Source organism: Yoonia sp. GPGPB17 (assembly GCF_037892195.1).
GTDB lineage: Bacteria > Pseudomonadota > Alphaproteobacteria > Rhodobacterales > Rhodobacteraceae > Yoonia.
Window position 1 is genome coordinate 1,959,510 of the sequence record NZ_JATACI010000002.1, and the last position, 12,966, is coordinate 1,972,475.

Here is a 12,966-nt window from a genome sequence, read left to right on the forward strand (position 1 = left end):
TACCACCGCCATTTTGAATTTTCTGGAAAAGCACACGAAATGACTATGCAAATGAGCGGCGGACAAGCCGCAATCGAAGCTCTGAAAGTCGAAAAAACCAGCCATGTTTTTGGTCTAATCGGCTCGGCCACAATGGAGATGTTTGACGCCCTCTACGATGCCCAAAGCATCAATTTCATTGGCGTTCACGACGAACGCACAGGGACCCATATGGCAGACGGTTTTGCGCGCGCGTCTGGCAAAGCCGGTGTCGTCCTAGCGGGTCAGAACGGGCCGGGCGCCACCAATCTTGTAACAGGTCTAAGCCAGGCAAAAGCCGCCTTTTCGCCCGTCGTCTCCATCGCGGGCATGCTGGCCCAAGGACACATCTATCGTGATGCTTTCCAAGAGGTTGACCAACAATCGCTCTTTACACCAGTAACCAAGAAAACCTGGACGGCGCCCTCTGCTGATCGCGTGCCCGAACTGTTTCGTGAGGCTTTCCGCACCGCCCTTTCGCCACGCCAAGGACCCGTACAACTGAACCTACCGCGCGATGTGCTATCGGCGCAGGCAGATTTCCCCCCATGCAGGACCCGCAAAAATACCGCAACATGTCGGTGCCTGCTGGCCATCCTGATCATGTTGCCAAAGCTGCAAAAATGCTTGCCGGGGCCGTCCAGCCCGTGATCATCGCAGGCGGTGGTATCAAAAACACGCGCGGACATGATGCAGCACTTGCGTTGGCCGAGGCATTGAACTGCCCTATCGTCACCTCACCCGGGCACGGCGACGCAATACCCTTTGGCCATCATCTGAATGCCGGTCAAATGGGACCACGCGGCAATGCCGTTGCATCGCGCCTTGTAAAAGAAGCTGATGTGATCTTGGCGCTCGGAACACGTCTTGGGTTCAACGCCACCTTCTACACTTACGACAACATCAATCGCGATGCAGCGATCATCCAGGTCGAATTGGAGCCTACCGCCATCGGACGGTTTTTCCCCGTAGAACTGGGGATATGGGCCGATGCACCAACAACCGCACAGCAACTGACCGACGCGCTAAAGGGGATCGGTGACCGTGCTTTGGCAAAACAATGGACCGAAGGTTTCATGGCAGAACGAAAGGCCTTTTTAGCCCAGCGCGATGCAGACTCCATAGAGACATCCCCGACCCAACCATCGGGCCTTTTCAAAGCACTACGTGGTGTGCTGCCAAAGGATGCTGCAATTACAATGGACGCGGGTACACTGTGCCTGCAGGCCACGGATGCATTGAACTATTGGACACCGGGAAGTTTGTTTACGCCCCTTGATTTTGGCCTCGTCGGGTTCTCGATGGCCTGCGGGATGGGCGTAAAATGCGCGCAACCAGACCGTCCCGTAGTCAGCCTTATGGGCGATGGCGGCTTTGGCATGACCGTAAGCGAGCTGTCGACGGCAGTAGACCATAACATCAACACCGTGACAGTTGTCATGAACAACCAATGTTGGGGGGCCGAGAAGGCTTATCAGCGCGACTTTTTCAACGGACGCTACATTGGGGCTGACGTCTCAAGCCCGCGTTTTGATGAACTGGCAGCACTCTACAGAGCGCAGGGGTATCGCGCTGATACGCTCGCAGATGTGGCACCGGCGATCGAGGCGGCTTTGGCCTGCGGAAAACCGGCAGTTGTCGATGTCGCGGTCGATCCCAATGCCCTGTATTCGTTCCGGCGTGACAGTTTCAAACACAGAGGTGGCTAAGATGATAACGCGCTATGCGATATTTGGCGGCAAAGTCAAAGACGGCAAAGAGGACGAAATGCGAGAGTGGGTGACGGAACACCTCACCCCGCTTTGGCGCAAGTTTGCCTGCGCCGAAGAAGTACGTGTGCTCTATGGCATCGACCAGGACCCTGATGGACCAAACATCCCGTTAATTCTGGCAATCACCTATGCCGACAAAGCCGCTATGGAAATCGGTGTGAACAGCCCTGCCCGGCATGAAGCCAAGGCTTTGCTTCCCGAACTATATGAACGGTTCTACGACAAGGTTGAGCTTTGGCACTACCTGATGGATCGTGAGCAATACTTCGACTAGGCAGGCAATTATCGGTAGCTATCTGATGTTCATGAAGCGCCCAGTGCTGGATAATGGGGGCGCTCATTGGTCTTCCCTTGATTTGCAATCGAGAAGTATCGCGCCGTGTCGGCCACCTGATTCAACCGCTTCATGCGCAGACGCAGCACCTTGAAGCGGATAGATTTGCGCGACAGGGCATGTCAGCGCCCCTGCAACCAGCGCACGATGAAGCTGATCAATACGCGCGTCCCGCTGCGCTTTGGGCAGCAGATAGATCAGAATGATGTCGATCGTCACCGCCTTAAATAACAAAGGCATAAAGGGGAGCGTCGGCGTCATGTCCAAGGCCGACCCATATACGGCCAAAGTTCCGTTGGGCGCAATGACCTGCGCATCCACCTCAATATTTTTACCAAGCTCAACTTCGATCACCCGCGACACCTGCAAACCGTCGTTTGCAGCGATGACCTGCGCCGCCAAATCAGGTGCGCGGTAGTCAAGAGCGGTCTCTGCGCCCGCTGCCTTGACCCGCGCCATGTCCTTTGGGCTGCATGTGGCAATCACGCGCGCTCCACCCCATTTGGCCAGTTGCACCGCCAGAAAACCAACCGTGCCCGCGCCACCTTGGATCAGGATTGTCTGGCCATCGATATCGCCACCGCCGAATACCGCTTCGGCAGCTGTCAGCCCCGGGATGCCGAGAATTGCGCCAGTCTCAAAACTGACATCGGCAGGCAGGGGCACCGCCATCGCAGCAGGCAGCGTCACATGGCTGGCCGCGGTTCCAAACGGCCGCTGCCATTGCGCATTCCAAACCCAGACACGTTCACCAACACGCGCGGGATCGACACCCGCGCCGACGGCATCAATGACACCCGATCCATCGCTGTGGGGCACTATCAGATCAAAGGCGGGGCGCGACATACCCGGACGACCCGCACGAGACTTGGTGTCAGAGGGGTTTACGCCAGAAAAATGCAGCGAAACACGCACTTCACCTGAATCTGGCGTCTGGGTGTCCAACTCTTGCAGCTTCAGAACTTCGTTTAGCTGGGCCCAGTTCAGTGTAAGTGACGGCATCCATTGCAACCTCTTCATGTCATTGTGGTATGCCCACGCGACAGGTGCACGCGGGCATTTCTTCACCATCTGACCTTTTGCACGGTAACCGCAAGAGTTATTCAGCGGCGACATGAGCCGTCTGCTCATCTGCTTCCCCAAACCCCTTGGGAACTGGCAAGTCAGGCAGGCCTGCTGCGCGCTTTTGCAGCGCACGGCCGATCACGACCCTGCTGATTTCCGTTGTGCCATCAACAATCCGCAGCATCTGTGCCAAGCGCGACAAGCGATCAAGGCCATACGGCTGCAAAAGCCCCATACCACCCAGAACCTGTGTGCAGGTATTCGCGGCTTTGACGGCGGCATCAGGCACGAAACGTTTGGCGTGAGCGGCCATCAGTGGACCTTCAGGTGTCCCAAGTGCCTCGGCCGCTTTGCGATAAAGCAGTTTTGAAGCTTCCAGATCTGTCGCGACCTCACCCAGCATCCACTGGATTCCATCCAGATCAAGGTTCTTGCCACCAAACATCTTCCGGTTCTTCGCGTAAGAAAGGGCCGTATCCAACGCCGCTTGCATCAACCCGCAGCACCCCGACGCGATAGACACGCGCGCGATATCAATCGCCATGAGCGAGCCTTGCAGGCCCTGACCGATAGGCAGGATAACGTTGTCCTCACTGACCACCACCTTATCGAGGTACATCTCGGACATTGGTAAGAAGTTGTAAGATGGTGTTTCATAAAGCGGGCCAAAGCTGATACCAGGCGCGTCAGCCGGGATCGCGATCATGGCCATGTCTTTATGCCCCGGCGCGTCGCTGGTTTTGACGACGGTGAAATAGATATCGGCCTCGGTGGCTAAGCTGACCCACGCTTTGGACCCGCTGATCGTCCAAGTGCCATCATCGTTGATCGTGGCACGGGTATACATCTGCATCGGATCAGAGCCAGACTGCGGTTCCGTCAGGGCAAAGTTTGCAAGCTTGCGGCCAGATGTCAAATCGCGAGCCCATTTCTCTTTGAAGGCTTCAGTGCCATAGCCGCAGCCCGCGAACGTGCAGATGTTATGCATCGACAGCGCAAAGGCGTAGGCCCCATCGCCCAGACCCAGCTGTTCATAAACCTGGATACCTTCGGATAGTGGCAAGCCTTGGCCACCGAATTCTTCTGGCGCGTACAGGCCTGTCAGCCCGGCCGCTCCCGCCTTGTTCGATGCATCACGGGGCCACGTCTTTGCTTTATTCCATGCGTCGACATTCGGAGAGATCACAGTCGCTGCGTGGTCGCGGGCAGCGGCAAGGATTGTATCCAGCTGTTCAGACATATTGGCGATCCTTTTCCAGGCAGGCACTGTCACAGCCAGCCAGACATGCCAAATAGATGCCACAGCAGCACGGACAGCGCATTGATTGAAGTTGATTTTTACTGAATATATCACCCACAGCGGACAGGTCGCCATCTCACACGGTGACAGTCGATTGTCCGAAAGTGACATATTGAGCCCGCTAGGGCGACTTGCGCCGATAAGCGCGGGGGGTCACCCCGGTCCACCTTTTGAAGGCCTTGTGGAAACTCGCGGCGGAAGTGAATCCAACATCCTGCGCAATCGCCTCGATACTGGCCTCACCGACCTGCAGCCGACGGATTGCGATGTCACGCCGCAGGGCATCTTTGATGGCCTGAAATGACGTCCCGTCCGCCTCAAGTTTCCGGATCAGGGTGCGGGGCGTCATATGCAGGGCCTCTGCCGCCCCGCCAAGATGCGCATCGCACCAGTCAATCTGGCTGAGATAGGCGCGCACCCGAAGCGACTGAGTATGTTGCTGTGACAGGGTGAATATCCAATCGCGCGGGGCGTTTTCGAGAAACTTATCCAGATCAGCAGAACTGCGCACCTGTACTGGACCCAATACCTTTGCATCGAAACGGATCGCTGTTGTTTCACTGTCAAACCGTATCGGTGCAGGAAAGATCAACGTGTAGTCTTCTTCAAAAGCTGGGCGACTGAATACAAAATCCACCCCGTTTATCGGCACTTCGTGGCGCGCAAGCCACGACAAAAGCCCATGTGCAAGCTTCAGGATCAACATATGGCCGAACCGCTGCACGGCGTCCTCTTGTCGTGGGACCAACCTTAGTTCCAGCTCGTTCTCTGCCTCAGTCAATACGAATTGGTAGTCATCAAGGATAAGGTTCCAAAACGTTGAGAACCGGTAAAGTGCTGACGTCAACGACCTTGCCTCGCGCACCGAGGTCAAGAGATGTTGCAATGCGCGTGGCCGAACCGGGCGCGACCAAAGACCCATCATTTCATCGCCGGTTTCGACCGCAGCCAATTGGTAGAGACATACAATCTGATCCAGCGTGATGCGCACCTGTCTCTCATGCAGGTCGCTTGGCAGATCAGAACGTTCAAGTAAGGAGAGGTAGTGTTTCTGCGTACACAAAGAACGCAACGCGACCAGCCAATCCGCGATGAACTGGCTGGAAACAGTCGAAAAAAGTGTCGGCGCGTCGCGGGTCATGCTTGCCAAGGCGATATCACTGATCCGCACCATGGAGAAGCCCAGGCAGGAAACCTCGGGCATGTCGCATCCTTACATGACCGCCCAGTGTCTAGGCGATGACCAGATACCCGACAAGATCAGATAGCGAATGCGGGTCACGAGCGTCGTCTTCCATCGCTTGATGGACGGGCGCAGCGATCTGTATTGTGCTCAGATCTCGACGGGCTTGCCCTGAGTGGAGTAGCCAGCGGCGTGGTGCGCACGCTGCTCCATTGTCCGGGTTGGTCTTGACAGGTCGTATCGTATCTTACGCTCGGTCCAAACGGCTGAAATGCAAACAAACCTGACCAAGCAACAATTAATCGAAATCGCAATGATGCCAGAGGATGGGCAGAGATGAAGGTTGAGATTAACATAGAGACAGGCGACATTCTGGAGACTGAGGCCGAAGGTAACGATCATGACTGTAACGAAGACGATGGTGACGACGCGGCATGATCCAGAATCAGTGCTTCCAGACAAAGACGCTGCCTGCCCCGGCCGCCCCTGCCCGGTTTGAGGTCGTCGATGCGCATTCTGCTTTTGGAAGATGACAATCAGCTTGGCCCTTGGATCGCTGGCGGTCTGCGCGAGGAAGGCCATGTTGTTGATCACTTTGATGACGGCAAAGATGCATTGATCGCAGCAATGGGGCAGGACTACGATCTGCTGATCCTTGACCGGATGGTGCCTGGTCTGGACGGTCTGGCGGTTCTGAAATCCCTGCGCGCGTCCAAAGACACGACACCTGCATTGTTTCTGACGGCTCTTGGCGAGGTTGATGCCCGTGTCGAAGGGTTTGAGGCAGGCGGCGACGACTACTTGACCAAACCATTCGCCTTTGTCGAACTGTCAGCCCGGGTCAACGCATTGGGACGCCGCAGGGAAACCAGCGAGAGCGGTGAAGCCGCATCGACCATTCTGCGCTATGCAGACCTCAGCCTTGATTTGTTGACCCGCCGATGCGAACGGCAGGGGCAGCCGATCGAATTGATGGCGAAAGAATTCAAACTGCTGGAGTATTTTATGCGCCGTCCGGGTCGCCTTGTGACCCGAACGATGCTGCTTGAACAGGTGTGGGACATGAGCTTTGACCCCACGACCAGCGTTGTGGAAACTCACATCAGCCGGTTGCGCGCCAAGATAGACAAACCCTTTGAGGGCGCATTGCTGCGCACACGGCGGGGTGAGGGCTATGTCTTTGGTCAATAGATTGACCCAAAGGATTGCCTGGTTGCGGCGGTCATCGATGGTGCGGCTTTCATTGCTGCTTTCGGTGATTTTCGCGCTTGGCATGGCGGCAACCATCTTTGTTGCGCTGGCCTTGGGGCAAAACGCGGTCGAGCGACGCGTTGACACGACACTTGAGGCTTTGGCCAGCACGGCCCTGCTAGAAAGCGCAAAAGGCGAAAGTCCCTCGATGATCCTGCGAGGGACCGACGATCTAGCCGGTCTTCCTCTCCCCTTTCAGCGTGCCGCAGCGCGCGGTGGCGGTACGATTGAGCTTGAACGCAATTATCTGCGTTCAGACATATGGCGCGTTCTGATTTCCGAGGATAGCGCAGGAACACCTGTGATGGTTGCCGTTTCTTTAGAAGATAGCGAGCAGGCGCAGGAGTTATTGGCCGGTATCTTGTGGAGCACCGCAGGTTTGGTCATCGCAATTACTTTGGCAATCGGTTCGTTTGCAGGCGTTCTCGCGCAACGGCGGCTCGCACGGGTCAATAAGACGCTTACGCAGTTGGCCGCGGGCGATCTGACGGCCCGTACTGGGCATGCACGGTCACGCGATGATCTTGATGACATTGCACGCCAACTGGACCGAACCGCGGCAGAACTGGAAAGCCTAGTCGCGCAGACTCGCAACCTGAGCGCCAGCCTTGCGCATGATCTGCGCACACCCTTGGCCCGGCTGCGGTCGCGGTTGGAAATGCTGCCAGAGGGCGACGAGCGCAGTGCAGCATTGGAAGAGGCAAGCCATTTGTCGGGCGTATTCGATACGATCATGCGCGTTGCCCGTATCGAAGCCGGACAGGGGCGTGATGGTTTTACAGAGGTGCCGCTAGGCGATTTGATCACAGAATTGGAAGAAATCTTCGGACCTGTGGTCGAAGACGACGGCAAAGTTTTAAAGGTCGCACTCTCAGCTCCGGCAACGGTACAGGGCGACCGCCAGATGCTGGTGCAGGCGATGGCGAACCTGATCCAGAATGCACTGGTGCATGGTGGGGACGAAATCACACTCATTGGACGGTCGCGGTCAATCGGCGTTGCCGATAACGGCCCCGGCGTCGATCCCTCAGAATATGGCGAAATCATCAAACCAATGGTGCGCCTTGATAGCGCGCGTAGCACTGAAGGCACCGGGCTTGGCCTTGGGTTGGTGCGGGCGGTCGCTGATCGGCACTTGGCGCATCTGTCACTGGCACCACAAAACGCAGGTGGCGACAAGCGCGGTCTACGCGTCATGTTGAACTTTGCAGATTTGTAAGGTTCGGGTCAGGCGTCTGTAAGCGCGGATACCCATATCAGTGTCATCAAAAATTGATGAAACTGGAGAAACCCAAATGAAAAACCTGATCAACAAAACCACATCTATCCTGTCCGGTGTTGTCCTCTTTGCCTTTGGTTGTGTGATGGCGGGTCTTGGCTTTGCTGTAGTCGGCGTGCTCGCGCTCTTCGCTCTCGCCGCTATCGGTATCGCGATCCTCACAGCACCTTTTGTTGCGATGTCACGGCACACCAACGATGAAATGAACGAAACCGCCCATGCGACGGCAGTAGCCTAAAGTCACGCACTTACATGGAAGAACCGGATATGGATCAGAACGCACGACCACATGGCTTTGTCACAAAAAGCATTCATTGGCTGTCAGCCGGGCTCATCGGTTATGGCTATCTGAAGGGCTTGGACAACGTCTCACAATTGGCCGATCCAGCATTGCTGCAGTTTGAAGTGACTTTCGCTATCGCACTAGGGGCACTGTTCCTTGTAAGGTTATTGTGGACCCAGCAATTTGGCGGCCCAACGCGGCTGCCACAGGATGCACCGAAGTGGGAGCATTTTGCTTCGCGGATGGTCCACATCGGACTTTACGCCAGTGTGTTCGGTATCGTGATAACCGGTTTGCTGATCGCGTTAGGCTACGCCACGCCAGTGCTGAGTGGTCTCTTTCTGTCGTCAATGATTGCAGCGCATGAAACGGTGCTGACGGCCATGCCGCTATTGCTGTTCGCGCATATTGCGGGCGCGCTGTGGCACAAAGTCGTGCGTCGTGATGGGGTGCTGGAAAGTATGACCGGCTCGCTGCCGGTTTAATGTCAGGGTCTGCCCATCAACGCGGCTACCCTGCCACGGAAAGCCTTGTGGCAGGCAATACAAAAAAGAAATGGACCCGACACAACTTGTGCCGAGTCCCTTTGGTACTGAAATGACTTTCTAAAATGTCTTGTCGCTTCCCCTTTGACCACGACCCGATAAACTGGGCCGCTTTAAAGGCTCATTTATTGTTTCACTCGTTAACCACTAGACGCATGCTCTAACGAACAAATAGCCGCATCTCATACCGATGATTGGGACCAAACCGGGACCGTTCAGACCTACGAAGAATATCGAAACCCTGCCAAACCGCACCAAAGGTGCACTCACGAACCCCACACAGGCATGCTTGCGGCTTACCTGCATTGTGACGGTGCCGTTTGGCTGTTTCGACCACCACTCTTAAACAACTCACCGTATAATAATGGCGATCTCTCCTCTCATCATTGCGCTCACCTTGTGGGCTAAGGACGATTTTGACTGGAAGAGGTCATCGTCTAGATCATTGCCCACGCCGTGAAGCAGTGACCTAACGTTAACTTTTGTGGCACATGAAAGTCCTGAAGGTTTTCCTGAAATTTTCTGAAAATTACTGTGTGCATACAACGCGCTCTGGGCTGCAAACATTAACCATTTGGCTTGCACGATGGACGATCCACGGTAAGCTATCTGCGGGAAATAAGTACTTCGCCTTCAGTTGCGGCCTGAAGCGCGTTGTTGGGAGATATCGGTGACACGTGAAGTAAAGGTGCGCTTGGGCCTTTTTACGTATGACAAAGGGTTAGATTGCCTTTTGGATCTGGCTGGCGAACATGTCAGCCTGCGGCCACAGTCCGCACAGGTTCTGTCACTATTGGTTGAAAACCTTGGTCGGACCGTCACAAAAGAAGAACTGATTTCGGCTGTTTGGCAAAACCTCAGTGTGACAGACGACAGCCTGACGCAGTGTATTGCCGATATCAGACGCGCGTTGGGCGACGTGGATCGCCGCATTCTCAAGACCCGACCAAAGGTCGGGTACATGCTTAGCCCGACACAGGTGAACACGGATCAACCCGAGATCACCGCTACCCCTATTCAAGAAACAACCTCGGATGAAGTACCGGCTCTGGTGTGCATTCAGACCGCGAACCCTCAGGATCAACCGGACGCAAAAACCATAGAGCAAGAGGCTATCAGCAGGGGCGCCGACAGCCGCGATCCAGTGACGGCCGGGACCGCACTTTTTTCGTTTGCGGCTGTCACCGCCGCAGTACGCTTTGCGCTCTGGCTCAGTACGACGCCAAATGGGAGCAACTTCTGCATCGGCGTTGATCTGGCCCAACCGGACCATGCCAGTGCCGACGATCTGCGTGTCTCGGGACTAACCGCCATCGCTGGGGAAGCACAGGTTGTCGTGTCGGTCGAGGTTCAGGATCAGTGTTATGCTGAACGCGACTTTGATTTTGAGGATCTGGGTCAACACAGGCTAAAAACAACGCAGGAAGACGTTCGCGCGTTTCGGATTCATACCAATACCGGGGGCGTGCGGATCATGCCCGATATCGCGGCAGAGGATCTTTTGCCAACCATCGCAGTCGTGCCTCTGCGGGCGCGCATATCATCGCCCGATACAGATGTAATCGGCGAGATCGTTGCAGACGATTTGATTGCCACAATATCCCGGTCTGCTGACATCAACGTCATCTCCCGCCTTTCTACGACCGCCTTTCGGACCCAAACCACCAGCCTGGACAAGATAGGTGACACGCTCGGCGCTGATTTCGTCTTGTCCGGCACTATCCTGACCCATGATGCCAAGATCGGGATGATGCTTCAGCTATCCGAAATCAGCACAAGCAAGGTATTGTGGGCCGAACGCGTTCAGATCGAAGTGACAGATATGCTGAACGGGTTGGAGGCGGTCGAAGAAATCATCGCAAAAATTCGCAAGGCCATAGCGCTCAATGAAATTGAGCGGGCCCGATCAAAACCCATATCGACGCTGCGCAACTACACCTTGTTGATTGGGGCCGTCGGGTTGATGCACCGCCTGGCTCCTGTTGATTTTAACATGGCAGGTGAGATGCTGCGCACCTTGATCGCACGCGCCCCAAATCATCCAGCCGCGCTGTCGTGGATGGCCAGATGGCATGTGTTGCGCGTGCAACAGGGATGGTCAGACAATCCGCAAGAAGAAGCGCAACTCGCACTCGGCTTCTCGCGCAAGGCTTTGGACATTGACCCAGAGAACGCGTTGGCCCTGATTAGCGAAGGTCTTGTGCTGACCAATCTGTCGCATGAGCTTGAGGAAGCCGAAGATCGGTATGATGCGGCCCTTGACGTCAATCCCAATGACGCAAACGGCAGGTTGCTGCGCGGTACCTTGTTCGCCTTCCAAGGCCGCGGCGAAGAGGCGAAGCGCGATTGTGAACGCGCCCTCCATCTGGCCCCCTTGATCCGCATCGGTTTTTCTTTTTGTCATTGGCGGCGACGGCCAGCATTGCCGCAGAAGAGTACGAGCGTGCAATTGAACTGGCCAAAGCTTCGATCCGATTGAACAGGACACACACATCCACACTCCGGGTCAAGGCGGTTGCACAGATGCGGCTTGGTGAGGAAGAAGCGGCACGCAAGACAACACAAGAGCTGCTACGTTTGCAACCCAATCTAAGTGTCAGTGCTTGGCTAAAGAACTCACCTAGTGCTAGCTTCGAGCTGGGGCGCAACTTTGCTGCGACGCTGCGGGAAACCGGAGTGCCCGACTGAACTAGTGAAACGTGATTCTAAAAAAGGACTTTGCATATGACAAATAGTGGTGGACCAGAGGCAGGCTTGGCAGGACTTGCCGGGCTGGCGGGGCTTGCTGGTTTGGCAGGGCTGGGCGGGTCGGCAGGACTTGCTGGTTTGGCAGGACTTGCCGGTTTGGCTGGGGCGCAAAGCCCATTGGGTGCGGAATCCCTTCTGACGACACGGGACGGCATTGTCGGCGCACCACTTAATCTGGACCCAAACATTGTTCAGGGCTGTTGTGAAGACCCCGCTAACCTCAAACGTCTTTCGCCCGAGGTCCGCGCAAGTGTCTTTATGTTCGAGTTGGGAACACGCGTCACCTATTCTGCAAGCTGTGATGAAACAGCGACAGCATATCTCTGGCGCGTGGATTCAAAACCAAACCAACCACCCAAAGTGCAGGCGCGGCCTCTTGTTGAAATGACAGCGCCCACGATCGAACAGTTCAAGGATCAGATGGGGTATCTGTCCGGCTATGCAGACATCCGGCAGGACCGCGGGCCTGAGATACTGGAGCAGTTGGCCACACCTGTGCCGTTCCTTGCGTCAATCGCTTTTATTGATCCAGCCCGCACCCCCTTTACGATTGAATTGCTGAATGCGGCGTTGCGCTTTGCCAACTATAACCACATGCGGATCAAATACACGTTGGCCGCTAAGCGCCCGATCGAAGTTTTCGCCGCAGGTCCAGCCGATGATCCAGACGCCGACCCACGGTACTTTGCCTAGTGGGCATGCGACCGAAAGCTTTATCGCCGCAAGACTGCTTTGGAAATTGCTGCGCGCATCGGGGACGCCACAGTATCAGCAAGATGGCGTCTGGGGCGAAATGATGATGCGGCTGGCGTCCCGCATTGCCATCAACCGCACGGTTGCAGGCGTGCATTTCCCGATGGACAGCGTCGCCGGGTCTTTGCTGGGCCTGACGTTGGCCGAATTCATTCACGAGCATTGCGACCCCGCGGCGCAAAACAGCACCAGTGCAACGTTCTATGGGACACGCTTTGATGCGGCAGATGATTTTGATTGGCATCAACTATACGTGGCGCAAGACGATCTGCAGCCCAAGAAATCAGGACCAAGTGGAAATCCATGGGCTACAACCACGCGCAAACCATCGAAAAACGAAGTGCACTCTGCCCCGTTGGCATGGCTATGGGGCAAAGCCGTTGCAGAATGGCAGGACCTGCCATGCAAATAGATGCCAAAAAGGGGTGGCAAAAC

At 55.7% G+C, this 12,966-nt stretch carries 14 protein-coding genes; 11 read left to right on the forward strand and 3 right to left on the reverse strand.

Going from position 1 to position 12,966, the window contains the following annotated elements; all coding sequences use genetic code 11:
- Positions 1 to 51: 51 nt before the first annotated feature.
- From QTO30_RS10530 to QTO30_RS10540, 3 genes are read left to right on the forward strand one after another with little or no spacing between them, the layout of a single operon-like run.
- Positions 52 to 669, forward strand: a complete 618-nt coding sequence (locus tag QTO30_RS10530; RefSeq protein WP_340424098.1) for a thiamine pyrophosphate-binding protein — start codon at positions 52 to 54, stop codon at positions 667 to 669.
- Entirely contained in the window at positions 567 to 1,727 is a 1,161-nt protein-coding gene (locus QTO30_RS10535) for a thiamine pyrophosphate-binding protein (RefSeq protein ID WP_340424099.1), read from the forward strand. Before QTO30_RS10530 ends, QTO30_RS10535 begins: the two co-directional genes overlap by 103 nt.
- Position 1,728: 1 nt before the next feature.
- Complete coding sequence (locus QTO30_RS10540; RefSeq protein WP_340424100.1) at positions 1,729 to 2,064, forward strand: hypothetical protein; 336 nt, start codon at positions 1,729 to 1,731, stop codon at positions 2,062 to 2,064.
- A gap of 63 nt (positions 2,065 to 2,127) precedes the next feature.
- Here the strand turns inward: QTO30_RS10540 and QTO30_RS10545 are convergent, their stop codons facing one another.
- The 3 genes from QTO30_RS10545 to QTO30_RS10555 form a co-directional block, all read right to left on the reverse strand.
- Positions 2,128 to 3,126, reverse strand: a complete 999-nt coding sequence (locus QTO30_RS10545; RefSeq protein ID WP_340424101.1) for an NADPH:quinone reductase — start codon at positions 3,124 to 3,126, stop codon at positions 2,128 to 2,130.
- 97 nt (positions 3,127 to 3,223) lie between these two features.
- Entirely contained in the window at positions 3,224 to 4,429 is a 1,206-nt protein-coding gene (locus QTO30_RS10550) for an acyl-CoA dehydrogenase family protein (RefSeq protein WP_340424102.1), read from the reverse strand.
- 181 nt (positions 4,430 to 4,610) lie between these two features.
- Positions 4,611 to 5,630 carry an AraC family transcriptional regulator gene (locus QTO30_RS10555; protein WP_340425917.1) on the reverse strand — a complete coding sequence of 340 codons (1,020 nt, stop codon included), beginning with the start codon at positions 5,628 to 5,630 and terminating at the stop codon, positions 4,611 to 4,613.
- A gap of 549 nt (positions 5,631 to 6,179) precedes the next feature.
- Here QTO30_RS10555 and QTO30_RS10560 point away from each other — a divergent pair.
- The 8 genes from QTO30_RS10560 (at position 6,180) to QTO30_RS10595 (ending at position 12,943) form a co-directional block, all read left to right on the forward strand.
- Positions 6,180 to 6,863 (forward strand): response regulator transcription factor, encoded by a 684-nt coding sequence (locus QTO30_RS10560; RefSeq protein ID WP_340424103.1) that lies wholly within the window; start codon positions 6,180 to 6,182, stop codon positions 6,861 to 6,863.
- A 22-nt stretch (positions 6,864 to 6,885) separates the two neighbouring features.
- Entirely contained in the window at positions 6,886 to 8,142 is a 1,257-nt protein-coding gene (locus tag QTO30_RS10565; RefSeq protein ID WP_340424104.1) for a sensor histidine kinase, read from the forward strand.
- A gap of 76 nt (positions 8,143 to 8,218) precedes the next feature.
- Positions 8,219 to 8,440, forward strand: a complete 222-nt coding sequence (locus QTO30_RS10570) for a hypothetical protein (protein ID WP_340424105.1) — start codon at positions 8,219 to 8,221, stop codon at positions 8,438 to 8,440.
- A 29-nt stretch (positions 8,441 to 8,469) separates the two neighbouring features.
- Positions 8,470 to 8,970, forward strand: a complete 501-nt coding sequence (locus tag QTO30_RS10575) for a cytochrome b (RefSeq protein ID WP_340424106.1) — start codon at positions 8,470 to 8,472, stop codon at positions 8,968 to 8,970.
- A gap of 730 nt (positions 8,971 to 9,700) precedes the next feature.
- Entirely contained in the window at positions 9,701 to 11,509 is a 1,809-nt protein-coding gene (locus tag QTO30_RS10580) for a winged helix-turn-helix domain-containing protein (RefSeq protein ID WP_340424107.1), read from the forward strand.
- A gap of 44 nt (positions 11,510 to 11,553) precedes the next feature.
- Entirely contained in the window at positions 11,554 to 11,718 is a 165-nt protein-coding gene (locus tag QTO30_RS10585) for a hypothetical protein (protein ID WP_340424108.1), read from the forward strand.
- Positions 11,719 to 11,754: 36 nt separating this feature from the next.
- On the forward strand, positions 11,755 to 12,471 hold the full coding sequence (locus QTO30_RS10590; RefSeq protein ID WP_340424109.1) for a hypothetical protein: 717 nt from the start codon (positions 11,755 to 11,757) through the stop codon (positions 12,469 to 12,471).
- Complete coding sequence (locus tag QTO30_RS10595; protein WP_340424110.1) at positions 12,437 to 12,943, forward strand: phosphatase PAP2 family protein; 507 nt, start codon at positions 12,437 to 12,439, stop codon at positions 12,941 to 12,943. The genes QTO30_RS10590 and QTO30_RS10595 overlap by 35 nt, the downstream gene beginning before the upstream one ends.
- Positions 12,944 to 12,966 lie beyond the last annotated feature (23 nt).

Coding starts and splice junctions, on each gene's coding strand:
- QTO30_RS10540 (WP_340424100.1), top strand. CDS start 1,729: ATGATAACGCGCTATGCGATATTTGGCGGCAAAGTCAAAGACGGCAAA.
- QTO30_RS10575 (WP_340424106.1), top strand. CDS start 8,470: ATGGATCAGAACGCACGACCACATGGCTTTGTCACAAAAAGCATTCAT.
- QTO30_RS10590 (WP_340424109.1), top strand. CDS start 11,755: ATGACAAATAGTGGTGGACCAGAGGCAGGCTTGGCAGGACTTGCCGGG.
- QTO30_RS10545 (WP_340424101.1), bottom strand. CDS start 3,126: ATGCCGTCACTTACACTGAACTGGGCCCAGCTAAACGAAGTTCTGAAG.
- QTO30_RS10530 (WP_340424098.1), top strand. CDS start 52: ATGAGCGGCGGACAAGCCGCAATCGAAGCTCTGAAAGTCGAAAAAACC.
- QTO30_RS10535 (WP_340424099.1), top strand. CDS start 567: ATGCAGGACCCGCAAAAATACCGCAACATGTCGGTGCCTGCTGGCCAT.
- QTO30_RS10585 (WP_340424108.1), top strand. CDS start 11,554: ATGCGGCTTGGTGAGGAAGAAGCGGCACGCAAGACAACACAAGAGCTG.
- QTO30_RS10560 (WP_340424103.1), top strand. CDS start 6,180: ATGCGCATTCTGCTTTTGGAAGATGACAATCAGCTTGGCCCTTGGATC.
- QTO30_RS10595 (WP_340424110.1), top strand. CDS start 12,437: ATGATCCAGACGCCGACCCACGGTACTTTGCCTAGTGGGCATGCGACC.
- QTO30_RS10550 (WP_340424102.1), bottom strand. CDS start 4,429: ATGTCTGAACAGCTGGATACAATCCTTGCCGCTGCCCGCGACCACGCA.
- QTO30_RS10555 (WP_340425917.1), bottom strand. CDS start 5,630: ATGACCCGCGACGCGCCGACACTTTTTTCGACTGTTTCCAGCCAGTTC.
- QTO30_RS10570 (WP_340424105.1), top strand. CDS start 8,219: ATGAAAAACCTGATCAACAAAACCACATCTATCCTGTCCGGTGTTGTC.